The sequence below is a fragment of the Nonomuraea sp. NPDC049141 genome, from assembly GCF_040648415.1.
Taxonomy (GTDB): domain Bacteria; phylum Actinomycetota; class Actinomycetes; order Streptosporangiales; family Streptosporangiaceae; genus Nonomuraea.
Genome location: NZ_JBEZDR010000007.1, coordinates 421,762 through 444,888 on the forward strand (window position 1 = coordinate 421,762; position 23,127 = coordinate 444,888).

Here is a 23,127-nt window from a genome sequence, read left to right on the forward strand (position 1 = left end):
CCACCGTTTACGCTGGTCCGCATGCAGGCGACGGTACGCAGTTTCGATCCGGTGACGCGTTCCGGCTCGGTCTTCCTCGATGACGGGACCGTGCTGGAGTTCGGTACGCCCGCCTTCGACGCGGGGCCGCTGCGGCTGCTGCGCTCTGGGCAGCGGGTCCGCCTCGCGATGACGGATGACGAGATCACCTACATAACGCTGTCGACCTTTCCGCTGCCCGCATAAGGAAACGCCCGGCCCCACGAAGGGGACCGGGCGCCCGGCTGCCTCTTTGCCTACTTCTTCTTCGCGAGCTTCTTGCCGCCGACGTTCACCAGTTCCTTGAAGTCCGAGCCCGGACGGAACTTGGGTCCCCAGCTCTCCGCGACCCGGATTTCGGCACCCGTTGACGGATTGCGAGCGCTCCTGGCCGGCTTGTGGACCATCTCGAAAGCGCCGAAGCCGGTGATCGAGACCTTGTCCCCGCTGGCGACCGCCTTCTGGACGGCGTCGATGATCGCGTTCACGGCCTCCGTGGCCGTTTTCCTGTCGCCCACCCGATCTGCGATGGCATCGACGAGTTCTCGCTTGTTCATAAAGTTCTGCTCCCCCAGTTACGGCTCGGGGTTCCAGCTCATGAATCTTACGTAGAAACCCCTTACGCGCTCGAAAGTAGGCGGGATCGCGAGGGAACTCAATCACCGAGCGTGTTTTCGGGTGCGCGTGGCGTGTCGAAATCGCTGTCGAGCGCGGCGAGAAACGCCTCGAGGCGGGCGGCGGCCCTTTCCGGATCCCGCTTGGCCAGATCGCAGATCGCGACGTAACGGCGGGCCAGCCGTTCCTTTTCGGCGGCGGGCAGCATGCGGACGCGGCGGTGCGCTTCGCGCAGCCGCCGCGCCAGTGCGTCGTCTTCTAGACGGTCGTCGGCAGCCATGGCTGCCGACCATTCTCGTACGCCGCCACATCCTCGGCATGACGCAGGGTCAGCCCGATGTCGTCGAGGCCCTCCATGAGGCGCCAGCGGGTGTAGTCGTCGATCTCGAAACCGACGATCTCATCGGCCCAGCGGACCTGGCGATCGGCGAGGTCGACGGTCACCCGCAGCCCCGGCTCGGCCTCGATGGCCGCCTGCAGGGCCTCGACCTTCTCGCCCGGCAGGATGACGGGGAGCAGGCCCATCTTGGTGGAGTTGTTGCGGAAGATGTCGCCGAACCTGGCGGCGATCACGACGCGGAAGCCGTACTGCTGCAAGGCCCACACGGCGTGCTCACGCGAGGAGCCGGTGCCGAAGTCGGGACCCGAGACGAGGATCGAGGCGCCGTCGTAGGACGGGTCGTTGAGCACGAACGTCGGGTCCTCGCGCCAGGCGGCGAACAGGCCCTTCTCGAACCCGGTCCGGCTGACCTGCTTGAGCCAGACGGCCGGGATGATCTGGTCGGTGTCGACATTGCTGCGGCGCAGCGGCACCGCCGTACCGGTGTGGGTGGTGAAGGCGTCCATCGGAAGGCTCTCCTAAACGAGGTCGGCGGGGGCGGTCAGATGGCCGGTGACGGCGGTCGCGGCGGCGACCTGCGGCGACACCAGGTGGGTGCGGCCACCCTTGCCCTGACGGCCCTCGAAGTTGCGGTTGGAGGTGGAGGCGCTGCGCTCGCCCGGCTGGAGCGTGTCGGGGTTCATGCCGAGGCACATCGAGCAGCCCGCCTCGCGCCACTCGGCGCCGGCGGCCTTGAACACCTCGTGCAGGCCCTCCTGCTCGGCCTGGGCCTTGACCATCATCGAGCCCGGCACGATCAGCGTGCGGGTGGTGACCTGGCGGCCGCGCAGGATCTCGGCGGCGGCGCGCAGATCCTCGATGCGGCCGTTGGTGCACGAGCCGACGAAGACCGTGTCGACCTGGATCTCGCGCAGCGGCGTGCCCGCCGTGAGGCCCATGTACGCCAGCGCCCGCTCGGCCGCCGACCGCGCGGTCGGGTCGGCGAAGTCATCGGGGCTGGGCACGGACGCGTCCAGCGGCAGGCCCTGGCCCGGGTTGGTGCCCCAGGTGACGTACGGCGTGAGCGTGGTGGCGTCGATCTCGACCACCTGGTCGAACACGGCGTCGTCGTCGGTGCGCAGCGACTTCCAGTATTCGACGGCCTGGTCCCACGCCTCGCCGGTCGGCGCGTGCCGGCGGCCCTTGAGGTAGGCGAACGTGGTCTCGTCGGGCGCGATCAGGCCCGCGCGGGCGCCGGCCTCGATCGACATGTTGCAGACCGTCATCCGGCCCTCCATGGAGAGCTTGCGGATGGCCTCGCCGCGGTATTCGACGATGTAACCCTGGCCACCGCCGGTGCCGATCTTGGCGATGATGGCCAGGATCAGGTCCTTGGCCGTGACGCCGACGGGCAGCTCGCCCGAGACCTCGATGGCCATCGTCTTCGGCCGGTAGGCCGGCAGCGTCTGGGTGGCCAGCACGTGCTCGACCTCGGAGGTGCCGATGCCGAACGCGATGCCGCCGAACGCGCCGTGCGTGGAGGTGTGGGAGTCACCGCACACGATCGTCATGCCCGGCTGGGTCAGGCCGAACTGCGGGCCGATGATGTGGACCACGCCCTGGCCCGCGTCACCCATAGGGTAGAGCCGGATCCCGAACTCGGCGGCGTTCTTGCGCAGCGTCTCGACCTGGGTCTTGGACACCGGGTCGGTGATCGGGCCGAGCACCGTCGGCACGTTGTGGTCTTCGGTGGCGATGGTGAGATCAGGCCTGCGCACGGGCCGGCCGGCGAGACGGAGACCGTCGAACGCCTGCGGGCTGGTCACCTCGTGAATGAGGTGCAGGTCGATGTAGAGGAGGTCGGGTTCGCCGTCGGCGCGGCGCACGACATGCTGCTCCCAGAGCTTCTCCGCCAATGTGCGGGCCATGATCTCCTCCTGGTTGATTCCGACTTGCCTTCTCATATGTCGAGACGGCAGTATCGGTGTATGGACAACTCTAGCGGAGTCGGCGTACTGGACAAGGCCGTTCTGGTACTCAATGCCCTCGAAGCGGGTCCCGCTTCGCTGGCTCAGCTCGTCCAGGCCACCGGCCTGGCCAGACCTACGGCCCACCGGCTCGCCGTCGCACTCGAGCATCACCGCATCGTGACTCGTGACACACAGGGCAGGTTCGTGCTCGGCCCGCGGCTTTCCGAGTTGTCCACGGCGGCGGGCGAGGACCGGCTGCTCGCGGTGGCCGCGCCCGTGTTGATGCAACTGCGCGACCTGACCGGCGAGAGCGCGCAGCTCTACCGGCGCCAGGGCGACGAGCGGGTCTGCGTCGCCGCGGCCGAACGGGCCAGCGGGTTGCGCGACACCGTGCCCGTGGGCTCGGCGTTGCCGATGACGGCGGGTTCCGCCGCCCAGATCCTGCTGGCGTGGGAGGAGCCCGACCGCCTGCACCGGGGGCTGCGCGGCGCCAAGTTCACCGCGGCCACGCTGGCGTCGGTGCGGCGCAGGGGCTGGGCGCACAGCGTCGGCGAGCGCGAGCAAGGAGTGGCCAGCGTTTCCGCGCCGATAAGGGGCAGCGGCGGCAAGGTCATCGCGGCGGTCTCGGTTTCGGGACCCATCGAACGACTGACGCGAGCCCCTGGCCGACTGCACGCCGTGCCCGTGATGGCAGCGGCTGAGCGCATCACCGAGGCCATGCGTCGCACGTCATGATCAGCAAAAGCGCTTATTTGGGGAGCCGAGTGCCTCGCGGGCGCACTAGCCTGAGTGCGTGACAGATCGCATCGAGGTAGCCGCCACTGAGCTGCGACCCCTGCTCGAAGAGTTCATCATCTGGGCGCGTGCCAACGCGCCCGAGAGCGACCCCGAGCTCGTGGGACCAGCGGCGCTGTGGCACCGCCTCGCCTTCTCCCAGGATCTCGGCACGTGGAAGCGTGCCGACCTGCGCAACCTGCTGCTCGACCGCATGCCCAAGGTCGTGGAGGACCCCGACGTCGCCGCCGACGGAATGCTCCCCGCCGTCGACGCGTACCTGACGTTCCTCTCCCAGACCGGACGGCTCACCGAGGGTTCGGACTCCCTCTCCGACCTGCAGGCCGAGCTCGACGACGTCGAGGACGACTTCGTCGAGCTGATGGAGGACCTCCTGGACGACGACGCCGAAGGTGACGACGACGAGGAGGAGGAGATCGGCGACCTGGGCGACTTCGAGCCGTTCGCCGACGCGCTGGCCGACCTCGACACGATCAGGCTGCGCCCCGACTCCGAGCTGGCCGCCGCCGCCCGCGCCGTGCCGCTGATCGCCCAGGCCCGCGACCTGGCTCTGTGGGTGGGTTCGGGACGCCGGGTGGGGGAAGACACCCTGCTCTCCGACGACGAGGTGGCCGAGGCGCTGGCCGCCGTCGGGCTGCCCAGGCCGGAGACCGACGGCTCGCTCGCCGAGGCCGTCCCACAGCTGTGGAACGTCTGGAACCTCGCCGTCGACCTGGAGTTCCTGGAGCCGGGTGACGCCAACACCGTGGGCGTCCAGGACGACACGTCCGAGTGGCCGTTCGACGACGACGAGGACGTGCTCGACGCCTGGATGCTCGGTCTGCACTCGGTCGACTACGGCGACCCCGAACTGCCCGACGAGGACCTCACCATGGCCCTGGCGGGCCTCACGCGGGGCGTGCTGGTCCGGTTGCTCCTCGGGGGCGGCTCCCGCGACCTCGACGAGCTCGGCCAGGAGCTGTCCGAGGCCGCCGCCGAGCTCGACGAGCTGGGCGCCGACGCCTGGGAGGCGGCGGGCGACCCCCTCGCCGGGGCGATCGCCTGGCTGACCGGCTACGGCATGGTGGAGGTCGGCGGCCGGACGGTCAGCCTCACGCCGCTCGGCACCGAGGGCGTCGTCCACCTGGTCGACGACTCCGACATCGAGGTCGACGCGCGCCCGGCCATCGATTCGATGAGCGCCCACGAGCTGCTCGCGCTCAGCGCCGAGCTGCCGGAGGAGGAGGCCGACGCCGAGTTCGCCGACTGGATGCGGCTGCGCGAGCCGGGCAAGGCGGCCGAGGAGCTGCTGGAGGCCGCCGCACAGGACGAGTCCGACGCGCTCATCCGGGTGCAGGCGGCCAGCGTGGTCGGCACGCTCGGCGAGGCGGCCATCCCCGCCTGGCAGGAAGCCCTGAAGCAGTCGTCGCTGCGCCCGTACGCGGCCACGCACCTGAGCCAGCTTGAGGTGCCGGACGCGCCGGAGCCGACGCAGGACGACACCCACTGGCTGATCCTCGACATGTGGACGATCTCGGCCGGGCTCGGCAGGTCGGAGTTCGTCGGCAGCCTGCGGGACATCGGGCCCGAGCTGCTCAACAACCTGCTCGAGGTGATCTGGAAGATCCCGCACGCGCACGTCGAAGAGCTGCTCGACCTGATCTCGCAGGTCCACCCCGACAAGCAGGTCGCCAAGGCGGCGCGGCGGGCGCTGTTCAAGGCCCGCTCCAACTCCTAGGCACTCGTACGAATGGCGCCGCTCCAGCAGCTGGAGCGGCGCCATTCGCGTGCTTCCCGGTGGGGCCAACAAAAAAAGCCCTCGGCGCTATGCGCGACCGAGAGCGGTGAACAAATGTAGTCCCGACCGGATTCGAACCGGCGCTACCGCCTTGAGAGGGCGGCGTCCTGGGCCACTAGACGACGGGACCTTCGTGAGCTTGTGTGACAGTGGTAGTCCCGACCGGATTCGAACCGGCGCTACCGCCTTGAGAGGGCGGCGTCCTGGGCCACTAGACGACGGGACCCTGTCCACAAGCGATCGTGCCGGGTTCCCCCGGCAACGCAGGTAACTCTACCGCACCCTAGGAGCACCTCCAAACCACTATCAGGCCAGCAGATCGGGCCTATGGCGGCGCACCCAGTCGCCCATCGGGCCGCGTTCCCAGAGCGGGTCGATGGCGCCGAGCGGGATGCCGAGCCGCTGGAGGCCGCTCCGCGGATCGACGGGCACCCCGGCGAGCTGCGCCCGCATCCAGCGGGGCACGCGCGGCGGCACCTCTCGGGTGCCCCAGCCGATCAGCCCGGCGGACCGCAGAGCGCCGGCACGCACCCGGACGCCGCCGAGGCGCCCGATCGTACGGGGACTGGCCATCCGGCTCTCCACGACGTCAATCCGCTCCATCCGGGCCCACTCCAGCCGGAGGCGGAAGCCGTAGGTGTCCGCCAGCTCCACGCCCTGCGGGGTGAAACGTACGACGGTGCCCGCCACCATCCGGCGGTGCTTGACCGCCAGCACGCCGACGAGCGCGCCGACGCCGAGGAGGCCGATCAGCACTCCGGCGATCGAACTGCCCGTCAGGATGGCGCCGAGCAGCAGGCACACTGGGAAGAAGAGCACGAGGGGCATCAGGAGCGGGGCCACGAAGGCGGGGAACGACCCTCGCCGGATCCGGAACTCATCCATAAGCAAAAAACGGATGTCTCTGCGAGACATCCGTTGAACGCTGGGGTACCAGGACTCGAACCTAGACTAACTGAACCAGAATCAGTCGTGCTGCCAATTACACCATACCCCACCGGCCCGAACCCCGTGGGGCGCGTTAAGGCGACGTCCGAAAGAATAGCCCAGTTGGGGTGCAAGACCAAAACGATTGCCGAACCGTCTTCCTCCGGGGGGCGGGAGGGGTCCGATCGTGCCAAGCTGAGGGGGACAAAGCACCACGTGGAGGAGCCCAAGCGTTGCCAGAGAACCCCTTCTTCGCCCCCAGCAACCTGCCGTACCAACTGCCGCCTTTCGAGGAGATCCGCGAGGAGCACTACCTCCCGGCGTTCGAGCGCGGGATGGCGGAGGGGCTGGCCGAGGTGGAAGCGATCGCGGACAGCACCGAGTCGCCCACCTTCGACAACACGATCGCCGCGCTGGAGCGTTCCGGACGCGTCCTGGAGCGCGTGTCCACGGCCTTCTTCAGCATCGTGTCCTCCAACTCCACCGACGGCGTCCTGGAGCTGGAGAAGCAGATCTCGCCCGCGCTGGCCAAGCACAGTGACGCCATCCGGCTCAACCGCGCGCTCTGGGCCCGCATCAAGCAGGTGGCCACCGACGACCCCGAGGAGTCGTGGCTGCTGGAGAAATACCGCGAGGACTTCGTCAGGGCCGGCGCCGACCTGTCGGAGGCCGAGCAGGGCGAGCTCAGGCGGCTCAACGAGGAGCTGTCCCGGCTGTCCACCGAGTTCGCCCAGAACCTGCTGAAGGCGCTGAGCGAGTCCGCGCTGGTCGTCGACGACGCCAAGGACCTCGACGGCTTCGACGAGGCCACGATCCAGTCGCTGGAGAAGGACGGGCGCTACGTCCTGCCGCTGCTCAACTACACCAACCAGCCGGGGCTGGCCCAGCTCACCGACCGTGACGTGCGCCGCAGGCTCTACACGCTGAGCGTGGAGCGGGCGCCACGCAACTTCGAGCTGGCGATCAGGATGGCGACGCTGCGGGCCGAGCGGGCCGCGCTGCTGGGCTTCCCCAGCCACGCCGCCTACACGGTCGCCGACCAGACGGCCAAGACCGTGGAGGCGGTCGAGGCCATGCTGGGGCAGCTCGTCGGGCCGGCCGTACGCAACGCCAAGAAGGAGGCGGAGGCGCTCGCCGAGCAGGCCGGGTTCGCGATCGAGCCGTGGGACTGGTCCTACTACTCGGAGAAGGTGCGCCAGGCCCGCTACGACTTCGACGCCGCGGCGATGCGGCCCTACTTCGAACTGTGGCGCGTCTTCCGGGACGGCGTGTTCCACGCGGCGACCCGGCTCTACGGCGTCACGTTCACCGAGCGGCCCGATCTGAAGGGCTACCACGAGGACGTACGCGTCTACGAGGTGTTCAACGAGGACGGCGGCGCGCTCGGCCTGTTCCTGCTCGACCCGTACGCCCGGCCCAACAAGCGCGGCGGCGCCTGGATGAACAACCTGGTCGACCAGTCGGGCCTGTTCGGTGAGCAGCCGGTGGTGATGAACAACCTCAACATCACCAAACCGGCCTCCGGGCCGACGCTGCTGACGTACGACGAGGTCAACACGGCCTTCCACGAGTTCGGGCACGCGCTGCACGGATTGTTCTCCGAGGTGTGCTTCCCCCGCGTGTCGGGCACCAGCGTGCCGCGTGACTTCGTCGAGTATCCGTCCCAGGTCAACGAGATGTGGGCGACCTGGCCGGAGATCCTGGCCAACTACGCCAAGCACCACGAGACGGGCGAGCCGATGCCCGCCGAGCTGGTGGAGAAGATGAAGGCCGCGGAGAAGTTCAACCAGGGCTTCATGACGGTCGAATACCTGGCCGCGACGCTCCTCGACTGGGCCTGGCACAAGCTGGCCGCGGGCGAGGCGGTGGCCGACGCCGAGGCGTTCGAGTCCGCGGCCCTGGAGACGGCCGGGATCGCCCTCCCGACGGTCCGGCCGCGCTACCGGACCAACTACTTCGCGCACATCTTCGCGGGGGGCTACAGCGCCGGCTACTACTCCTACATCTGGAGCGAGGTGCTCGACGCCGAGAGCGTCGAGTGGTTCAAGGAGAACGGCGGGCTGGAGCGGGCGAACGGCGACCACTTCCGCCGCGAACTGCTGTCCAAGGGCGGGAGCCTCGACTCGCTGACCGCCTTCCGCAACTTCCGCGGTCGCGAGCCGAGCATCCAACCGCTCCTGGAGCGCCGCGGCCTGCTCTGACGCTCGCACGACGGCTCAGGGGTGCGACGGACGCCGTCGTACCCCTGAGTGCGGCGGCGGTCAGCCCTGGAGCCGGGTCAGTGCGGCGCGGATCCGCTCCTCGGTCCGCTCGCGGCCCAGCACCTCGATCGACTCGAACAGCGGCAGACCCACCGTCCGGCCCGTAATAGCAACGCGCACGGGCGCCTGGGCCTTGCCGAGCTTGAGGCCGTGGGCGGCGCCGACCTGCTCCAGCGCCTCCTTGAGGGACTCCGGGTCCCAGCTGACGCTCGCCAGCCGCTCCAGGTAGCCGCTGAGGATCTCCACCGGGGAGTTCTTCATCGCCTTGTCCCAGGAAGCCGCGTCGAACACGGGCTCGTCCAGGAAGAGGAAGTCGACGTTCTGCCTGATCTCGGCCAGCACGGCGATGCGGGTCTGCGCGAGCGCCGCGACCTTGCTGAACATCTCCCGGTCCCAGTCGTCCTCGAGGTAGGGGGAGCAGCGCTCCTCGAAGGTCTCGACGGGCAGGGCGCGGATGTACTCGCCGTTGAAGGCCCGCAGCTTCTTCTCGTCGAAGAAGGCGCTGGCGGAGTTGACATCCGCCAGCTTGAACAGCGGCACCATCTCCGCCCACGGCATGATCTCGCGGTCGTCGCCGGGCCCCCAGCCGAGCAGCATGAGGTAGTTGACCATGGCCTCTGCCAGGTAGCCGTCGGCGCGGTAGTCCTCCAGCGCCACCTTGTCGCGGCGCTTGGACAGCTTCTTGCGCTGCTCGTTGACGATCACCGGCAGGTGCGCCCAGACCGGCGGGTTGGCGCCGAGCGCGGGCCACAGGAGCTGCTGCTTGGCCGCGTTGCCCAGGTGCTCCTCACCGCGGACCACGTGGGTGATGCCCTGGGTGATGTCGTCGACCGCGTTGGCCAGCACGTAGAGCGGCGAGCCGTCGGTGCGGGCGATGACGAAGTCCTCCTGGGCGTCGTTGGGGAACTCCACCCGGCCCCTGATGACGTCCTCGACGACGGTGACACCCTCGTCGGAGGTACGGAAACGGACGGCGCCCTCGGTCAGACCCCGGTCACGGCAGAAACCGTCATAGCCCTTGTGCTCGGAGCCGGTGCGGGCGACGAGCGCCTCGCGGGTGCAGTCGCAGAAGTAGGCCTTGCCGTCGGCGAGCAGCTTGGCCACGGCCTCGCGGTGCTGCGGCTCGTAGGCCGACTGGAAGTAGGGGCCCTCGAACACCGGGTTGGTGCCGTTGATGCCGATCCAGTCGAGCGCCGAGATGATGCCCTCGGTCCACTCGGGGCGGTTGCGCGTCGCGTCGGTGTCCTCGACGCGGAGCACGAAGCGGCCGCCGGACTGCTCGGCCAGCGCCCAGTTGAACAGCGCCGTGCGGGCGCCGCCGACGTGGAACATACCGGTAGGCGACGGGGCGAAACGCACCCGTAGATCAGTCACGGGAGACCACCTTGTTCGTCAGAGTGCCGATGCCTTCGATGCCGACGCTGACCTCGTCACCGACCTCGACCGGGCCGACGCCCGCCGGGGTGCCGGTGAGGATCACGTCGCCGGGGATCAGCGTCATGACCGCGCTGACGTAGGCGACCAGCGCGGGGATGTCGTGGATGAGCTGGTTGGTGCGGCCGCTCTGCCGCACCTCTCCGTTGACCGTCGTCGTGAGCGCCAGGTCGGAGGGGTCGAGGTCGGTCTGGATCCACGGCCCGAGCGGGCAGAAGGTGTCGAAGCCCTTGGCCCTGGTGAACTGGACGTCCTTCTTCTGCAGGTCGCGGGCGGTGACGTCGTTGGCGCAGGTGTAGCCGAAGATGACGTCCTTGGCCCGCTCGACCGGCACCTCGCGGCAGAGCCTGCCGATCACCACGGCCAGCTCGCCTTCGTAGTCGACGCGGTGAGACAGCGTCGTCGGGTAGGCGATCGGCTCGCCGTGGCCGATCACAGAGGTGGACGGCTTGATGAAGATGAGCGGCTCGTCGGGGACCTCGTTGCCCAGCTCGCGGGCGTGCTCGGCGTAGTTTCTGCCGATGGCCACCACTTTGCTGGGCAGCATCGGGGCCAGCAGCCGGACTTGGGACAGCGGGAAGCGCTCGCCGGTGAACTGAACGTCCCCGAACGGGTGGCCGGAGATCGCGGACACGAACTCCTCACCTGGCCCACCCTCGACCACGCCGAACGACACGCCTTCGCCTGTGGAGAACCTCGCTATACGCACCTGACAAGGCTATCGCCGCCGTCCCGCGCTCTGCCCGCCTAATAAATCGGTCACAAACGTACCTAAAGTCCGTTTTGCCACGCATCGTCAGTCGGCTGGAGGTTACGGGGGCCTTAAGAGCACATCGAGTGCGGGAGGTGACGGACCGTGGCTGACACGGTAGTCAATCAGCAGGGCACCGTACCGCGGGCCAGGACGATGGAGGACAGCCCGGCCGGCTCGCTGGTGACCGACAAGGGCACCACCACCATCGACGACGCGGTCGTAGCGAAGATCGCCGGACTCGCGGCACGCGAGGTGCCGGGCGTCTACGACATGGGAGCCGGAGCCGCGAGAGCGTTCAGCACCATGCGCGGCATGGTCGGCGCCGACAAGAGCTTCGCCCAGGGCGTCTCGGTAGAGGTGGGCGAACGGCAGGCCGCCGCGGACCTCGACCTGGTCGCCGAGTACGGCATCGCGATCCCCGAACTGGCCGCGGCCGTGCGCAGGAACGTCATCAACGCGATCGAGCGCATGTGCGGGCTCGAGGTCACCGAGGTGAACATCAGGGTCGATGACGTCCACCTCCCCATGCGGGACACACCCGCCAAGGAGATCGGCGGTACGAGCGGCACGGGCGACACGGGTGGCACGGAGCGGGAGCCCAGAGTCCGATGACCGGTGCCCGGGCGAGCGGCGCTCCGCCGACCGGCCCTCAGGTGTCCGCTGCTCGGACAGCGGGCCCTCAGGCGACTGGCGCCCAACCGCCTGAAGCCCAGGCGGATGACGCCCAGGTGACCGAGGTCCGGCTGATCGGCGAGCGGGTCGTCGCCTGTGCGGGAGTGGCCGGGCTGTCGGGTGGTCTCATCGAGACGGTGGCGACCTATCTGCCCGGCGAGCGCCTCACGGGCGTGTCCGCGGACGACCGCGAGGTGAACATCGCCATCGTGGCGCGCCTCGGCCGCCCCCTCCCCGAAACGGCCGAAGAGGTACGGCGGGCGGTGGCCGACCTGGCCGGCGACCGACTGGTGAACATCCGGATCGACGACGTGGTGCCCGAAGAGGAGGCCTCATGAACAACATCTCGTGGCTGCCCGTGATCGGCATGTCGGTAGGCATGGTGCTGGGCATAGTCGGAGCATTCGGCGGGCTCGGCGCCTTCCTGCTCGTGGTCGTACTGGGCGCGGTCGGTCTCCTGGTGGGCCGCATCATGGAGGGCGGCGAGGTGAACCTGTCGAACCTCACCGTGAGGCGCAGATGACCACCGATCTGCCCGCGTCCGAGACGGCGGTCGTGGCGGTACCGGAGCAGCGCCCCGCTCCGGTACCGCCCGAGCGGCGTGGCCGTACCGAGGTCGCGGACCGCGTGGCGGGCAAGATCGCCGGCCATGCCGCGCGTGAAGTTGCCGGGGTACGCGAGGTGAGCGAGCGCGGCGGGCTGCGCAGGACGCGCCCGGCGAGCGCCACGGTGCGCGGCGGCGACGTCGAGATCGGGCTGACCGTGTCCGTGGCCTACCCGGTGCCGCTGCGCGCGGTGGCCGGCCAGATCAGGAACCACGTGGCGGCCAGGGTCGCCGCGCTGACGGGCCTGCGGGTGTCCCGCGTGGACGTCACGATGACCGAGTTCACGATGACCGACTTCACGTCCCCGCAAACGGCCACGTGGGAGGAACCGCGCGAAACAGCGGGGCAAGCCCCGCAAGGCTCCTCGTGGGAGGCGACACGCGAGGTTTCGCGAGCGGCGCAGCAGGAGGGACCGCGCGAAACGCCGGGACAAGCGCCGCGAGAGTCCTCACCGGAGGCGACACGCGAGGTTTCGCGAGAGACGTCCCGGGACGCACCGCGAGAGACCTCGCGAGAGGCACCGCAGGAGGGCACCCGGGGGGTTTCGTCATGAGTACCGGTGCCGACCGAGCGGGCAAGCCGGTGACGAGCCTTGCCGACGAGGCGACAGACGCCCCGCTGGCCGGGGAAGGCGGCTGGATGACAGACGGCCGCACAGTGACCGGCGCCTCCGGCCGGGCGGCTGATCGTGCGGCGGTGCGGGCGTTCCGGCCGCGGCGGACCGTGCCCGCCGTCGTGGTGGCCGCGCTGCTCACCGTGCTGGGCGCGGTGGTCGCCGCCGAGACGGTCTCGGCGCTGGCCGGACGACCGCTGCGGTGGGTGCCCATAGATCGGCTGCTGATCTGGGCGGCGACGACTCCGTGGAACGACCCGCTGTTCCTGCTCGGCACCGCGCTGGTCACGCTGATCGGGCTGGCGCTGGTGGCGACCGCGCTGGTGCCCGGAAGACCAAGATTTGTCCCGGTACATACCGGAGACGCGGACCTGATCATCGGCATGCGGCGCAAGAGCTTCGCCAGGGCACTGGCGCACGCCGCCGAAGGGGTTCCGGGCGTGCACTCGGCCCGCGCCTCGGTCCACGGCCACACCGCCTCCGTCACCGCGACCACCTCCGGGTGGGATCGGGAGCGGTTCGGTGAGGCCGTACGGGCGATGGTGCTGTCGAGGCTCGCGGCGCTGAACCCCGTCGAGCCCTACCAGGTGAAGGTCAACGTGAGGGAGCGCAAGTGAACCGCAGAACCAGCCGCGGCAACCGGTGGGGCCTGGCCCTGACCGGCATCGTGCTCGCGGTACTCGGCGGCTGCGCGCTGGCGCGTGGCCTGGGGGCGTTCGGGCGATACGCTGCGGGAACGGCGATCGCGGACGCTCCCGTGCGATTTTTCCTCGTGGCCTGGAGCCCGTGGATCTGGTGGGCCGTCGCGCTGGTGGCGGTGATCGTGGCGCTGCTCGGCCTGCGCTGGCTGTTCGTTCAGGGGCGCCGGGACAGCCGCGACTCGCTGCGGATGGAGACCGGTCCCGGGGGCGTCACCGACGTCACCGCGAAGGGCATGGCCGCCGCGGTCGCGGCGGACGTCGCGACCAGCCCCGCCGTGCTGAACGCCGGGGCCGACCTGGGAGGTTCCCGCGACCGGCTGATGGTACGGCTGCGCCTGGTGGCCGACGAGCAGGCGTCGATGAGCGAGCTCAGGGATCACCTGGCGGGCGTGGCGATCCCGCACATGCGCAGCGCGCTGGAGGCGGAACGTGTGCCGGCGGTGGCCCGCGTGACCCTGGAACCCGCCCCGGCCTCGCACCGCGTCGTCCATTGAGGCGCTAGGCGTCCAGCGGGTTGCGGGCGATGCGGTCCGTGATGCCCGCCCGGACGAACCCGCCCGCGAGGCTGGACGGCTTACGCGTGCCCTGGTCCGTCACGCAGACCGCGAACTCCTTGGCGATCTCCAGCCGAGGGTGGCGGGCGAGCACCTCCTGCCGCAGTTCCGGGGGGATCTCCTCGGTACGGCGGCCCGAGATGTCCATGCCGGTCGAGAGCTCCAGCAGGTGCCCCTCGGGGTCCTCCGCCAGCGGCACCTCGTCCCACATGTGGCGGATGATCACCTCGGCGGCCCGTACCCTGCGCTCGACCGGCCACCCGGCTCCGGCGGCGAACGCCCAGGCCACGTGCCCGCCCGCCTCCTCGTACGGCACCGTGTGGCTGTCGAACTCCGCGGTCAGCCCGATGTCGTGCAGCATCGACGACACATAGAGGAGTTCGGCGTCGAACGCGATCTCGTGCAGCCCCGCGTAGGCCGCCGCCCACAGGTAGGCACGGACGGAGTGGTTGAGCAGCGAGGGCGAGTGGAACCTGGTCGCCACCTCAAGGGCACCCCGGCAGACGGCGCTGTCCGGGATCACGATGTCGTCGAATGTCATGCGTCCAGGATGTCGTGAATTGACCGGTCCGGAAACCGAGCCGCATCGAGCGGCTAACGATACGGCACCCAACTTGACCAGTTGATCGAGATTCGGTCAGCATGTTCCGCCCCCATCTTTTTGGCCCGGAAGGAACCGGCGTGCGCCGCCTTGCGATCCCCCTTGCTCTCATGCTCGTTTCAAGCGGGCTGGTGAGCACAGCGCACGCCGACACGTCGGTGAAGCGCACCGCGCAGTGCCAGGGCGACTGGCTGCCCGGCACGCCCACGGCGGACGAGGTCATGCGGGGTGAGCTGCCCTTGGTCGAGCAGCCTCCGGTGAAGATCGGTACGAAGGTCAACTGGGCCATGAGCCCGTACCACAACCGTTCGTGGGAGTTCGTCTTCCAGTCGCTGCGCTGGATGGGCACGCTGGTCGTCGCGTACGAGAACAGCGGCGAGGAGCGCTACCTCGACCGGGCGAAGGAGATCACCAAGGACTGGGTCGACCACAACAGGCGCGGCGCCCGCGGCACCCCGTCGTACGCCTGGAAGGACCACCCCGTCTCGCTCCGCTCCCAGGCGCTGGTCTGCCTGAGCATGCACGTGAAGGAGGCCTGGCTGAAGCAGACGCTGGCCGACCACGCCAAGCTCCTGTCCGACTCGCGGCTCTACAAGAAGGGCCACAACCACGGGATCGACCAGGACATCGCGCTCATGGGCATCGGCTGCCGCTACGGCCGCAAGGACTGGACGGGCCTGGCCGTCAAGCGGCTGACCGGCACGGTCAAGCTCGACGTCGACTCCCAGGGCGCACTCATGGAGCAGGCGCCGCGCTACGCCGTCTACGTGCACAGCAGGCTCATGGTCGCGATGACCAACATCAAGGACTGCGGCCGCAAGGTGCCCGGCGAGATCTCCAGGCGGGCCGACGCGCTCAAGGCGTTCGTCGCCCACTCCACCCAGCCCAACGGCTTCATGGTGCCGATCGGCGACGGCAGCGCCGTCGTCGAGCCCAAGATGGAGACCGGCACGCCCAAGGAGAACGTCAAGGTCTACAAGGCCGGCTACGTGTACGGCCGGACGGACTGGGGCAAGCCCGAATCCGCCTTCTACTCGATCAGGTTCGGCCCCGGCCTGGAGTTCCACGGCCATGAGGACCACCTGGGCGTGACCTACTACGCGCAGGGCCGCGACATCCTGGTCGACGGCGGCTTCAACTCCTACGAGAAGAGCTCCTACCGCTACTGGACGCTCTCCCCCGAGGCGCACAACGTGCCGTCCGTGGTGGGCGCGCGCTTCCGCCCGCGCACGGCCAGCAAGCTCGTCAAGACGTCGTACGGCAAGGACCGGCAGGCCTTCCGGCTGACGGACAAGGCCTACGGCGCGAGCCGTACCCGATCGGTGCTGGTGAACCACGGCCAGGACGTGATGGCGGTGCTCGACACCGCGTCCGGCGGCAAGAAGGTCACGAACCTGTGGCGGTTCGCCCCGTCGCTCAAGGTGATCTCCAACGGCGGCGGCCGGGTCGTGCTGGGCGACGGGAAGTTCCGGGTCACGCTGGTCCAGCTCGCGGGGTGCAAGCCGGTGGGCGGGCAGAAGGTGCAGCGGGGCGGGAAGCTGGGCTGGGTGTCGCCGACGTACCTGTCGAAGGAGCCGACGAACGTGGTCGTCTCCCCTGCGGCCAAGTCGCTGCTGACCGTCATCGTGCCCGACACCGACTCGCCGAAGGTGTCCTGCTCGGGAGGGAAGGTCAAGGTCCAGGGCCTGACCTTCCCCGCCGGCCTGCTCTAGCCTGCCTCGTGGCCCGCGCGGAGCAGGCCGTACGTCACCGCCTGCTCCAGCGCCTGCCAGGAGGCGTCGATGATGTTCTCGGCGACGCCGACCGTGGACCACTCGGCCGTGTCGTCGCTGGAGGTGATGAGCACGCGGGTGATGGCGTCGGTGCCGTGGGTGCCTTCGAGTATGCGCACCTTGTAGTCGATGAGCTCCAGCCGGGCCAGCTCGGGGTAGAGCTTCTCCAGCGCCAGGCGTACCGCCCGGTCGAGGGCGTTGACCGGGCCGTTGCCCTCGCCGGTGGCGACGATGCGCTCGCCCTTGGCGTGCAGCTTGACCGTGGCCTCGCTGACCAGCTCGCCGCCCTTGGCCCGCTCGACGATCACTCGCCACGACTCGACCTCGAAGTGGCGCGTGCGCTCGCCGTGGACGGTGTCGCGCAGCAGCAGCTCGAAGGAGGCGTCGGCGGCCTCGAACGTGAAGCCCTTCGACTCCAGGTCCTTGACCCGGTCGACCAGCGTCTTGGTGGCCTCGGGGGTGAGTTCGTAGCCCAGCTCGCGGCCCTTGAGCTCGACCGAGGCGCGGCCGGCCATGTCGGAGACCAACATGCGCATGTCGTTGCCGACCTGGGCGGGGTCGATGTGCTGGTAGAGGTTCGGGTCGACCTTGATGGCGCTGGCGTGCAGCCCGGCCTTGTGCGCGAACGCCGACATGCCGACGTAGGGCGCGTGGGAGTTGGGCGTGACGTTGGTGACCTCGGTGATCGCGTGGGCGATGCGCGTCATGTCGGCCAGCGACTCCTGCGGCACCAGGTCGAAGCCCCGCTTGAGCTGGAGGTTCGCGACCACGGTGAACAGGTTGGCGTTGCCGGACCGCTCGCCGTACCCGTTGGCGCAGCCCTGCACGTGCGTGGCGCCGGCCTTGACGGCGGCGAGCGTGTTGGCGACCGCGCAGCCGGTGTCGTCGTGGCAGTGGATGCCGACGCGGGCGCTGGTCTGGACGGCGGCGTGGACGATGTCGGCCAGCTCGTCGGGGAGCATGCCGCCGTTGGTGTCGCACAGGGCGATGACGTCGGCGCCCGCCTCGGCAGCGGTGCGCAGGACCTCCAGCGCGTAGGCTGGGTTGGACTTGTAACCGTCGAAGAAGTGCTCGGCGTCGAGGAAGACTCGCTGTCCCCCCGCACGAAGGTGGGAGACCGTGTCGCGGATCATCGCGAGGTTCTCCTGGAGAGTCGTGCGGAGGGCCAGCTCCACGTGCCGGTCGTGGCTCTTGGCGACAAGGGTCACGACCGGCGCGCCGGATTCGCGCAAGGCGGCCACCAATGGGTCGTCGGCTGCCTTCACACCTGCTCGGCGGGTCGCACCGAACGCGGCGAGCTGCGCGTGCTTCAGGTCGAGCTCTGTTTGAGCGCGCCTGAAGAACTCTGTGTCCTTGGGGTTGGCTCCTGGCCAGCCCCCTTCGATGAAGCCGACGCCCAGGCCGTCCAGCTGTCGCGCGACGGCGAGTTTGTCGGCGACGGTGAGGGTGAGGCCCTCCTGCTGTGCGCCGTCACGCAGCGTCGTGTCATACACGTGAAAGCGGTCGTCGGCCATGGTGTCGTCTCCCTGGAAAACAAAAAGACCCCTCACGGACGTGAGAGGTCTGCGCGCTGGCGGTGTCCCTTTGTCAGCCAGCGCGCCTGCTGATAATGAGCAGACCGTAGAACATGGTGCTTGCGAGTCTGCCACACCTATCCACTGGTCGGCACACCGGTCTCAACCTTTGGGACGTTTTGGGGCCGTTGTTTCAGACGGTGACGCCTGTGCCTCCGGTGATGGCCCGCTCCAGGGAGGCCGGGTCAAAAGCCTCGTTGCCCAGCTGCTCGCCGTCGAGGAGCAGGGTCGGCGTCCCGTCGATCTTTATCTTCGCGCTCTCCCGCAGGTGCTCGTCGGCGTACGACTGCGAGGTCACGCACTGGTCGACGGACGCGCCGACCTTCCTGGCCGCCTCGGCCAGGTCCTGGACCTTGAACCCCGACGCCATCCCGTGCGGCGAGGGCTGCATGGCGTACAGCTCGTCCCTGAACGCCAGCCAGCTCTCCTCCGGTACGCAGCGGGCAGCGGCGGCGGCGCGGACGGAGTTGGACCGCATGGGCTCGTCCTCGAAGACCGTCACCGGATGGAAGACGACCTTGACCTTGCCCTCCTTGGCCAGCCGCTCGATCGTCGCGTTGACCCTGGTGTGCAGCTCCTTGCAGACGGGGCAGTCGAAGTCCTCGTACAGGTCGAGCACAGGGGCGTCGCCGCCCCTGTCCGCGAGCACCATGGAACCGTCGGGTTGCCGGGTCAGCCGCACTCCCTGCGCCGACGAACTGCCTGGCTCGGAGAACGCCACGACAGTCAGCAGCACGACGAGCGCCACGCCCGCGGCCACGACGGCCGCCAACCTCTTGTTCATTTTGCCCGCCCTTAGCTCATTGATCGCCGAGACCTTACCCGAAGAGGGCGGGCGGACGTCGTTCAGCCTCCGGGCGAGCCGTTGCCGTTGCCGTTGCCGTTGTGATGGTGGTTGCCGTTCCCGTTGCCGTACGCGCGCATGAACGTGCGGACCCCGGCGGCGATGGAGGCGTCGAGTTCGTCGTCCCGCATCGTCACGTCACCGATGGTCCAGCCGACCTGGGCGTCATAGGTGATCAACGCCAGGAAGTCGCGCGCCGCCTGGTCGGGATCGGCCAGGGAGAGCTTTCCGGCCAGCGCCAGCCGGGCGAACCTGGCGGCCAGGGACCCCGCGAGCTGGTCCTGACCACGTAACCGCCACTGCCTGGCGATCTCTGGACGCCGGGATCCCTCTGCCTGGACGAGTGTGCGCAGAGCTCGCGCCCGCTCGTCCATGAGACAGCCACGCATGAGATCACCGGCGAACGTCGTGAGCTCCGCCATGAGGTTCGCCGGACGATCGGGAAAAGTCTCGATCATGGCGAATTGCTGGGCATTGACCCGATCGAAGTTCTCGTCGATCAGGGACTCGAACAAGCACTGCTTGTCGCCCAGATGGTTGTAGATGGTCTGTTTGGATACCGCCGCTTCAGCGGCGATGGTTTCGATGCTCGCACCCGAGTAACCGTCCCGGACGAACACCCTCATTGCAGCGGTCATGATCGCTTCTCGTTTGGCGATACGCCCGCGCGGAGCAGCCTTCCCGGTTGCCCCTAGGCCCCTCGCCGAGGTCACCGTTTCACCCACCCCGTAAGGGTACCCGTTTGACTTATCGGACGTTTTATGTCTTTAAACATGGGGGATTATGTATTTCCGCATTGCGGCCTGCCGACCGTCCTGAGCCGCTCCGATGCCCGTTGGGAATAACAATCATGAAATCTGAATTTCTCGACCCCACCGTGGCCCGCTACATCGTGGACCACTCCAGCCGGCCCGACCCCCTGCTGGAGCAACTGATCGCCGAGACGCTCGCGGCGACGGGTGACAGCGCGGGCATGCAGATCACAGCCGACCAGGGCGTGTTCCTCACGATGATCACGCAGCTCACCGCCCCGGAGGTGGTGGTGGAGGTGGGCACGTTCACCGGATACTCGTCGCTGTCCATCGCCAGGGGCCTGTCCGGCGGCACGCTGCACTGCTTCGACGTCAGCGACGAGTGGACCTCCATCGCCCGCCGCTACTGGGAGAAGGCCGGTGTGGGCGACCGCGTCACCCTCACCCTGGGCCCGGCGCTGGAGACGCTCGCCGCCTTCCACCAGCCCATCGACCTGGCCTTCCTCGACGCCGACAAGGGGAACTACCCGGCGTACTACGAGCTGCTGATCGACCGGCTGCGGCCGGGCGGCCTGCTCATGGTGGACAACACGCTGTGGAGCGGGCGGGTGGCCGACCCGGCCGAGTCGGATCCGGGGACCGTGGGGATGCGTGAGTTCAACGACCTGGTGCGGGAGGACCCCCGGGTCACCGTGGTCATCCTGCCAATCGCCGACGGACTCACCATGATCCGCCGGAACTAGGAGTCGTTCCAGCCGCGGCCGGAGGCTCCCAGCGTCCGGCCATCAGCTTTCGGGGCGCCGCATCAGCCCGTCCAGGGTGAGGTCGAGGAGGCGTTCGGCCTGCTCACGCTGCTCGGGCTCGGCCGAGGTGAGGGCGATGCCGGCGAGCGCGGCGAACATATCGGTCGCGCTGATGTCGGACCGGATCTCGCCGGCGGCCGCGCAGGCGTCCATGAGCGAGGAGAGGGCGGCCCCAATCAGCTCGCGGCTGCGGGCGTAGGGGTTGGTTCCCGAGGCGACGACGGCTCGCAGGGCGTCGGCCATGCCCAGCTTGGCGGTGGCGTAGTCGATGAAGCGGCGCGTCCACGCGCGTAGCGCCGCACGTGGCGGCAGGGTCGCCAGGAGCTCGGGGACGGCGTCGCACAACCGGGCCACCTCGTTGCGGTAGGCCGCCTCGATCAGGATCTCCCGGGTCGGGAAGTTGCGGTAGAGCGTGCCGGTGCCCACACCCGCTTCCTTGGCGATGCGCTCGAAGTGCGCGTCCAGCCCCTCTTCGGTGAACACACGCACCGCCGCGCTCAGGATCTTGTCCCGGTTGCGCTGCGCGTCAGCCCTCAGCGGACGTTCTGCGTCGCGGGCCATCAGCGGCTCTCCCCTCTCCATTTGCTAAGTGGAGGCGCCGCCACTTAGGGTGGGACGAAGTGGCGGCGCCTCCACTTTCACTGTAGAGCACTCTCTGGAAGGACTGCCAATCATGTCGGGTATCGAAGGCTCGGGTATCGAAGGCAAGGTCGTAGCGATCACGGGCGCCAGCAGCGGCATCGGCGAGGCGATCGCGCTGCTGCTCGCCGAACGCGGCGCGAAAGTCGTCCTCGGGGCACGCCGTACGGAGCGCCTTGAGGCGCTGGCCGCCCGCATCGAAAAGGCCGGCGGTGCGGCAGCCTGGGCCCGTACGGACGTGAAGCGACGCGAGGACCTGGCCGGCCTCGTCGGACTGGCCCGTGATCGCTTCGGCAAGATCGACGTGCTCATCAGCAATGCCGGGATCGGTCTGATCTCCCGCCTGGACGACCTCCGCGTCGAGGACTGGGAGGAGATGATCGACGTCAACTTCAAAGGCGTCCTGTACGGCATCGCCGCGGCCCTGCCCGTCTTCCGGGAGCAGGGTTTCGGGCACTTCGTCAACATCCTTTCCACCTCGGGCCTGCGCATCGTTCCGCTCCAGTCGGTGTACGCCGGGACGAAGAACGCCGTACGCGCCGTCTCCGAGGGCCTGCGCCAGGAGGCCGGCGACAGCCTGCGCGTGACCGTCGTCTCGCCGGGCGTCATCAAAACGGACTTCGCCGAGCGCATGAGCCCGGAGGTGAAGGCCCAGATCCTCGACACGATGAGCACGATCGCCATCTCACCGGACGCGGTGGCCCGCGCCGTCGCCTTCGCCATCGAGCAGCCGGACGGCGTCGACGTCGGGGACATCGTCGTCCGCCCCACGGCCCAGGCCTAAAGCCCGTACCTGAACCAATGTTCAAGTACGGGCTAGGCTCGGAGCGTGCCCGAAGCGATCGCCCAGGAACTGACCATCGGTGAGCTGTCCGAGCGCAGCGGCGTGCCCGCGTCCGCGCTGCGCTTCTACGAGCGGCAGGGGCTCATCGACAGCCGCCGGACCACCGGCAACCAGCGTCGCTATCACCGCACCACGCTGCGGCGGGTGGCGTTCATCCGGGCGTCCCAGAGCGTCGGCATACCGCTGTCGGTGATCGGCGGTGTGCTGGACCTGCTGCCGGAGGGCGTCCCGCCGACGCGGGAGTTCTGGATCCGGGCGTCCGAGTGCTGGAGCGAGGAGATCAACGCGCGCATCGAGCGGATGGAACGGATGCGCGACCGGTTCACGGAGTGCATCGGGTGCGGGTGCCTGTCGTTCGAGCAGTGCGCACTGGTCAATCCCGGCGACGCCCTCGCCCAGCAGGGCCCGGGCCCGCGTCGCCTGCTGGAGCCTTGATCAGGCGCTCGACGGGATCCCGAGGTCGGCGAGCAGCCGGGCGGTAGCCTCGCGCAGCTTCGGCGCGTCGGCCGGATCGACCGGCCCGGTAATCTCCTTGCGGCCCTTGAAGGCGCTCACCGGTGCGGCGGGCGGCTGGTCGACCAGGTCGACGATGGGGGCGATCGCCTTGGCGGGCGGAGTGGCGGCCAGCTTTCCCAGCAGACCCATGATCGCCCTGGTCGGCCGGTTGAAGTCCCCCGCGAAGCTGGTCTCGACGTACCCCGGGTTGTACAGGACGTACGTGAGCTCGGGAAAGCACGTCGCGATGAGTTCGTTGGCCCGCCTGGCCTGCCGGTTCGCCTTGAGCGAGGTGAACCCCGACCGCAGCCCGAGATCGTCCCACTGGATCGCGTCCCGGGGCGCCCCCGGCACAGAGACGTTCACCACGATGGGTCGTGGCGCGGCCCGCAACCGATCGGCCAGGCCGTGCGTGAGGATGTAGCGGCTCAGGTAGAACAGCGCGAAGGTGTGCTCGACGCCTTCGGCCGTCTCGTGACGGCGGGTGCTGACGTACGCCGCGCACATGATCAGCGCGTCCACGCGCGGGAATTCGGCGGCGATCTCGGCGGCGACGCGTTCGCTCTCGCGCGCCAGTGCCAGATCGGCCCGCAGGAAACGCAGCCGCCCGGCGGCCGTTGCGGCTTCGGCACGGATCGCGTCCGCTTTGGCGGCGCTACGGCCGATGATGACGACGGTCTCACCGGCACGCAGGTAGTGCAGGGCCAGGGCCCGGCCGATACCGTCCGTGCCGCCGGAGATGACGATGGTTCTCATATGGATGACCCCGATGGTTACTTTTTGTGAGT

At 69.0% G+C, this 23,127-nt stretch carries 27 protein-coding genes and 3 tRNA genes; 14 read left to right on the forward strand and 16 right to left on the reverse strand.

Translation table 11 applies throughout. The features are described from left to right. Positions 1 to 21 precede the first annotated feature (21 nt). On the forward strand, positions 22 to 225 hold the full coding sequence (locus tag AB0B91_RS23500; RefSeq protein ID WP_358021370.1) for a hypothetical protein: 204 nt from the start codon (positions 22 to 24) through the stop codon (positions 223 to 225). 50 nt (positions 226 to 275) lie between these two features. Here the strand turns inward: AB0B91_RS23500 and AB0B91_RS23505 are convergent, their stop codons facing one another. From AB0B91_RS23505 to leuC, 4 genes are all read right to left on the reverse strand, one after another. Then, a complete protein-coding gene (locus AB0B91_RS23505) occupies positions 276 to 575 on the reverse strand; it encodes an HU family DNA-binding protein (protein ID WP_214636943.1) in 300 nt (99 codons plus the stop codon). 98 nt (positions 576 to 673) lie between these two features. Further along, complete coding sequence (locus tag AB0B91_RS23510) at positions 674 to 913, reverse strand: hypothetical protein (RefSeq protein ID WP_214636942.1); 240 nt, start codon at positions 911 to 913, stop codon at positions 674 to 676. After that, entirely contained in the window at positions 892 to 1,479 is a 588-nt protein-coding gene (leuD, locus tag AB0B91_RS23515) for a 3-isopropylmalate dehydratase small subunit (protein ID WP_358323143.1), read from the reverse strand. The genes AB0B91_RS23510 and leuD overlap by 22 nt, the downstream gene beginning before the upstream one ends. Positions 1,480 to 1,491: 12 nt before the next feature. Further along, entirely contained in the window at positions 1,492 to 2,880 is a 1,389-nt protein-coding gene (leuC, locus tag AB0B91_RS23520; RefSeq protein WP_358323145.1) for a 3-isopropylmalate dehydratase large subunit, read from the reverse strand. Positions 2,881 to 2,940: 60 nt separating this feature from the next. On the opposite strand from leuC, the gene AB0B91_RS23525 reads away from it, so the two are divergent. Together AB0B91_RS23525 and AB0B91_RS23530 are read left to right on the forward strand one after the other, a co-directional pair. Continuing rightward, positions 2,941 to 3,657 (forward strand): IclR family transcriptional regulator, encoded by a 717-nt coding sequence (locus AB0B91_RS23525; protein WP_214636939.1) that lies wholly within the window; start codon positions 2,941 to 2,943, stop codon positions 3,655 to 3,657. Between the two features lie 58 nt (positions 3,658 to 3,715). Continuing rightward, a complete protein-coding gene (locus tag AB0B91_RS23530) occupies positions 3,716 to 5,434 on the forward strand; it encodes a hypothetical protein (RefSeq protein ID WP_358323147.1) in 1,719 nt (572 codons plus the stop codon). Between the two features lie 117 nt (positions 5,435 to 5,551). Here the strand turns inward: AB0B91_RS23530 and AB0B91_RS23535 are convergent. The 4 genes from AB0B91_RS23535 to AB0B91_RS23550 all read right to left on the reverse strand — a co-directional run bounded on the left by AB0B91_RS23535 (position 5,552) and on the right by AB0B91_RS23550 (position 6,491). Continuing rightward, a tRNA-Glu gene (locus AB0B91_RS23535) sits at positions 5,552 to 5,624 on the reverse strand. Positions 5,625 to 5,644: 20 nt separating this feature from the next. Then, a tRNA-Glu gene (locus tag AB0B91_RS23540) sits at positions 5,645 to 5,720 on the reverse strand. An 80-nt stretch (positions 5,721 to 5,800) separates the two neighbouring features. Next, complete coding sequence (locus AB0B91_RS23545) at positions 5,801 to 6,379, reverse strand: hypothetical protein (protein ID WP_358323149.1); 579 nt, start codon at positions 6,377 to 6,379, stop codon at positions 5,801 to 5,803. 40 nt (positions 6,380 to 6,419) lie between these two features. Continuing rightward, a tRNA-Gln gene (locus AB0B91_RS23550) sits at positions 6,420 to 6,491 on the reverse strand. A 163-nt stretch (positions 6,492 to 6,654) separates the two neighbouring features. On the opposite strand from AB0B91_RS23550, the gene AB0B91_RS23555 reads away from it, so the two are divergent. Further along, positions 6,655 to 8,622 (forward strand): M3 family metallopeptidase, encoded by a 1,968-nt coding sequence (locus tag AB0B91_RS23555; RefSeq protein WP_358323151.1) that lies wholly within the window; start codon positions 6,655 to 6,657, stop codon positions 8,620 to 8,622. Between the two features lie 60 nt (positions 8,623 to 8,682). Here the strand turns inward: AB0B91_RS23555 and gltX are convergent, their stop codons facing one another. After that, the gene (gene gltX, locus AB0B91_RS23560) at positions 8,683 to 10,056 is read right to left on the reverse strand and encodes a glutamate--tRNA ligase (RefSeq protein ID WP_358323153.1); all 1,374 of its coding nucleotides are present in this window, start codon (positions 10,054 to 10,056) and stop codon (positions 8,683 to 8,685) included. Then, positions 10,049 to 10,825 (reverse strand): fumarylacetoacetate hydrolase family protein, encoded by a 777-nt coding sequence (locus AB0B91_RS23565; protein ID WP_358323154.1) that lies wholly within the window; start codon positions 10,823 to 10,825, stop codon positions 10,049 to 10,051. Before AB0B91_RS23565 ends, gltX begins: the two co-directional genes overlap by 8 nt. A 198-nt stretch (positions 10,826 to 11,023) precedes the next feature. Here AB0B91_RS23565 and AB0B91_RS23570 point away from each other — a divergent pair, with 198 nt between their 5' ends. The 6 genes from AB0B91_RS23570 to AB0B91_RS23595 all read left to right on the forward strand — a co-directional run bounded on the left by AB0B91_RS23570 (position 11,024) and on the right by AB0B91_RS23595 (position 13,955). Continuing rightward, on the forward strand, positions 11,024 to 11,482 hold the full coding sequence (locus AB0B91_RS23570) for an Asp23/Gls24 family envelope stress response protein (protein ID WP_358323591.1): 459 nt from the start codon (positions 11,024 to 11,026) through the stop codon (positions 11,480 to 11,482). Positions 11,483 to 11,598: 116 nt separating this feature from the next. Beyond that, a complete protein-coding gene (locus AB0B91_RS23575; protein WP_358323156.1) occupies positions 11,599 to 11,880 on the forward strand; it encodes a hypothetical protein in 282 nt (93 codons plus the stop codon). After that, positions 11,877 to 12,065, forward strand: coding sequence for a hypothetical protein (locus tag AB0B91_RS23580; protein WP_358323158.1), 189 nt, complete (start codon positions 11,877 to 11,879; stop codon positions 12,063 to 12,065). The genes AB0B91_RS23575 and AB0B91_RS23580 overlap by 4 nt, the downstream gene beginning before the upstream one ends. After that, positions 12,062 to 12,700 carry an Asp23/Gls24 family envelope stress response protein gene (locus tag AB0B91_RS23585; RefSeq protein ID WP_358323160.1) on the forward strand — a complete coding sequence of 213 codons (639 nt, stop codon included), beginning with the start codon at positions 12,062 to 12,064 and terminating at the stop codon, positions 12,698 to 12,700. The genes AB0B91_RS23580 and AB0B91_RS23585 overlap by 4 nt, the downstream gene beginning before the upstream one ends. Continuing rightward, on the forward strand, positions 12,697 to 13,377 hold the full coding sequence (locus tag AB0B91_RS23590; RefSeq protein WP_358323163.1) for a DUF6286 domain-containing protein: 681 nt from the start codon (positions 12,697 to 12,699) through the stop codon (positions 13,375 to 13,377). The genes AB0B91_RS23585 and AB0B91_RS23590 overlap by 4 nt, the downstream gene beginning before the upstream one ends. Next, positions 13,374 to 13,955, forward strand: coding sequence for an alkaline shock response membrane anchor protein AmaP (locus AB0B91_RS23595; RefSeq protein WP_358323166.1), 582 nt, complete (start codon positions 13,374 to 13,376; stop codon positions 13,953 to 13,955). The genes AB0B91_RS23590 and AB0B91_RS23595 overlap by 4 nt, the downstream gene beginning before the upstream one ends. A gap of 4 nt (positions 13,956 to 13,959) precedes the next feature. On the opposite strand, the gene AB0B91_RS23600 is transcribed toward AB0B91_RS23595, so the two are convergent. Beyond that, complete coding sequence (locus tag AB0B91_RS23600; RefSeq protein ID WP_358323169.1) at positions 13,960 to 14,556, reverse strand: cyanamide hydratase; 597 nt, start codon at positions 14,554 to 14,556, stop codon at positions 13,960 to 13,962. A 170-nt stretch (positions 14,557 to 14,726) separates the two neighbouring features. Between AB0B91_RS23600 and AB0B91_RS23605 the strand changes: the two genes are divergently transcribed. Next, positions 14,727 to 16,328, forward strand: a complete 1,602-nt coding sequence (locus tag AB0B91_RS23605; protein ID WP_358323171.1) for a heparinase II/III family protein — start codon at positions 14,727 to 14,729, stop codon at positions 16,326 to 16,328. On the opposite strand, the gene cimA is transcribed toward AB0B91_RS23605, so the two are convergent. The 3 genes from cimA to AB0B91_RS23620 all read right to left on the reverse strand — a co-directional run bounded on the left by cimA (position 16,325) and on the right by AB0B91_RS23620 (position 19,444). Beyond that, positions 16,325 to 17,902 (reverse strand): citramalate synthase, encoded by a 1,578-nt coding sequence (gene cimA, locus AB0B91_RS23610; protein ID WP_358323173.1) that lies wholly within the window; start codon positions 17,900 to 17,902, stop codon positions 16,325 to 16,327. The two genes, AB0B91_RS23605 and cimA, sit on opposite strands and share 4 nt — an antisense overlap. 193 nt (positions 17,903 to 18,095) lie before the next feature. Further along, entirely contained in the window at positions 18,096 to 18,746 is a 651-nt protein-coding gene (locus AB0B91_RS23615; RefSeq protein WP_358323175.1) for a thioredoxin domain-containing protein, read from the reverse strand. Positions 18,747 to 18,808: 62 nt separating this feature from the next. Beyond that, positions 18,809 to 19,444, reverse strand: coding sequence for a TetR/AcrR family transcriptional regulator (locus AB0B91_RS23620; protein ID WP_358323177.1), 636 nt, complete (start codon positions 19,442 to 19,444; stop codon positions 18,809 to 18,811). A 212-nt stretch (positions 19,445 to 19,656) separates the two neighbouring features. Here AB0B91_RS23620 and AB0B91_RS23625 point away from each other — a divergent pair, with 212 nt between their 5' ends. After that, complete coding sequence (locus tag AB0B91_RS23625) at positions 19,657 to 20,301, forward strand: O-methyltransferase (protein ID WP_358323179.1); 645 nt, start codon at positions 19,657 to 19,659, stop codon at positions 20,299 to 20,301. A gap of 42 nt (positions 20,302 to 20,343) precedes the next feature. Here the strand turns inward: AB0B91_RS23625 and AB0B91_RS23630 are convergent, their stop codons facing one another. Further along, complete coding sequence (locus AB0B91_RS23630) at positions 20,344 to 20,922, reverse strand: helix-turn-helix domain-containing protein (protein ID WP_358323182.1); 579 nt, start codon at positions 20,920 to 20,922, stop codon at positions 20,344 to 20,346. A 112-nt stretch (positions 20,923 to 21,034) separates the two neighbouring features. Between AB0B91_RS23630 and AB0B91_RS23635 the strand changes: the two genes are divergently transcribed. Both AB0B91_RS23635 and soxR read left to right on the forward strand, forming a co-directional pair. Continuing rightward, complete coding sequence (locus AB0B91_RS23635) at positions 21,035 to 21,784, forward strand: SDR family oxidoreductase (RefSeq protein WP_358323183.1); 750 nt, start codon at positions 21,035 to 21,037, stop codon at positions 21,782 to 21,784. Positions 21,785 to 21,829: 45 nt separating this feature from the next. After that, complete coding sequence (gene soxR, locus AB0B91_RS23640; protein WP_358323185.1) at positions 21,830 to 22,279, forward strand: redox-sensitive transcriptional activator SoxR; 450 nt, start codon at positions 21,830 to 21,832, stop codon at positions 22,277 to 22,279. Here the strand turns inward: soxR and AB0B91_RS23645 are convergent, their stop codons facing one another. Further along, complete coding sequence (locus AB0B91_RS23645) at positions 22,280 to 23,095, reverse strand: SDR family NAD(P)-dependent oxidoreductase (RefSeq protein ID WP_358323187.1); 816 nt, start codon at positions 23,093 to 23,095, stop codon at positions 22,280 to 22,282. Positions 23,096 to 23,127: the final 32 nt, after the last annotated feature.

Coding starts and splice junctions, on each gene's coding strand:
- leuD (WP_358323143.1), bottom strand. CDS start 1,479: ATGGACGCCTTCACCACCCACACCGGTACGGCGGTGCCGCTGCGCCGC.
- AB0B91_RS23620 (WP_358323177.1), bottom strand. CDS start 19,444: ATGACCGCTGCAATGAGGGTGTTCGTCCGGGACGGTTACTCGGGTGCG.
- AB0B91_RS23585 (WP_358323160.1), top strand. CDS start 12,062: ATGACCACCGATCTGCCCGCGTCCGAGACGGCGGTCGTGGCGGTACCG.
- AB0B91_RS23645 (WP_358323187.1), bottom strand. CDS start 23,095: ATGAGAACCATCGTCATCTCCGGCGGCACGGACGGTATCGGCCGGGCC.
- AB0B91_RS23570 (WP_358323591.1), top strand. CDS start 11,024: ATGGAGGACAGCCCGGCCGGCTCGCTGGTGACCGACAAGGGCACCACC.
- AB0B91_RS23525 (WP_214636939.1), top strand. CDS start 2,941: ATGGACAACTCTAGCGGAGTCGGCGTACTGGACAAGGCCGTTCTGGTA.
- AB0B91_RS23615 (WP_358323175.1), bottom strand. CDS start 18,746: ATGAACAAGAGGTTGGCGGCCGTCGTGGCCGCGGGCGTGGCGCTCGTC.
- AB0B91_RS23605 (WP_358323171.1), top strand. CDS start 14,727: ATGCTCGTTTCAAGCGGGCTGGTGAGCACAGCGCACGCCGACACGTCG.
- AB0B91_RS23545 (WP_358323149.1), bottom strand. CDS start 6,379: ATGGATGAGTTCCGGATCCGGCGAGGGTCGTTCCCCGCCTTCGTGGCC.
- cimA (WP_358323173.1), bottom strand. CDS start 17,902: ATGGCCGACGACCGCTTTCACGTGTATGACACGACGCTGCGTGACGGC.
- AB0B91_RS23505 (WP_214636943.1), bottom strand. CDS start 575: ATGAACAAGCGAGAACTCGTCGATGCCATCGCAGATCGGGTGGGCGAC.
- AB0B91_RS23580 (WP_358323158.1), top strand. CDS start 11,877: ATGAACAACATCTCGTGGCTGCCCGTGATCGGCATGTCGGTAGGCATG.
- AB0B91_RS23510 (WP_214636942.1), bottom strand. CDS start 913: ATGGCTGCCGACGACCGTCTAGAAGACGACGCACTGGCGCGGCGGCTG.
- AB0B91_RS23600 (WP_358323169.1), bottom strand. CDS start 14,556: ATGACATTCGACGACATCGTGATCCCGGACAGCGCCGTCTGCCGGGGT.
- AB0B91_RS23635 (WP_358323183.1), top strand. CDS start 21,035: ATGTCGGGTATCGAAGGCTCGGGTATCGAAGGCAAGGTCGTAGCGATC.
- leuC (WP_358323145.1), bottom strand. CDS start 2,880: ATGGCCCGCACATTGGCGGAGAAGCTCTGGGAGCAGCATGTCGTGCGC.
- AB0B91_RS23500 (WP_358021370.1), top strand. CDS start 22: ATGCAGGCGACGGTACGCAGTTTCGATCCGGTGACGCGTTCCGGCTCG.
- AB0B91_RS23630 (WP_358323182.1), bottom strand. CDS start 20,922: ATGGCCCGCGACGCAGAACGTCCGCTGAGGGCTGACGCGCAGCGCAAC.
- AB0B91_RS23625 (WP_358323179.1), top strand. CDS start 19,657: ATGAAATCTGAATTTCTCGACCCCACCGTGGCCCGCTACATCGTGGAC.
- AB0B91_RS23590 (WP_358323163.1), top strand. CDS start 12,697: ATGAGTACCGGTGCCGACCGAGCGGGCAAGCCGGTGACGAGCCTTGCC.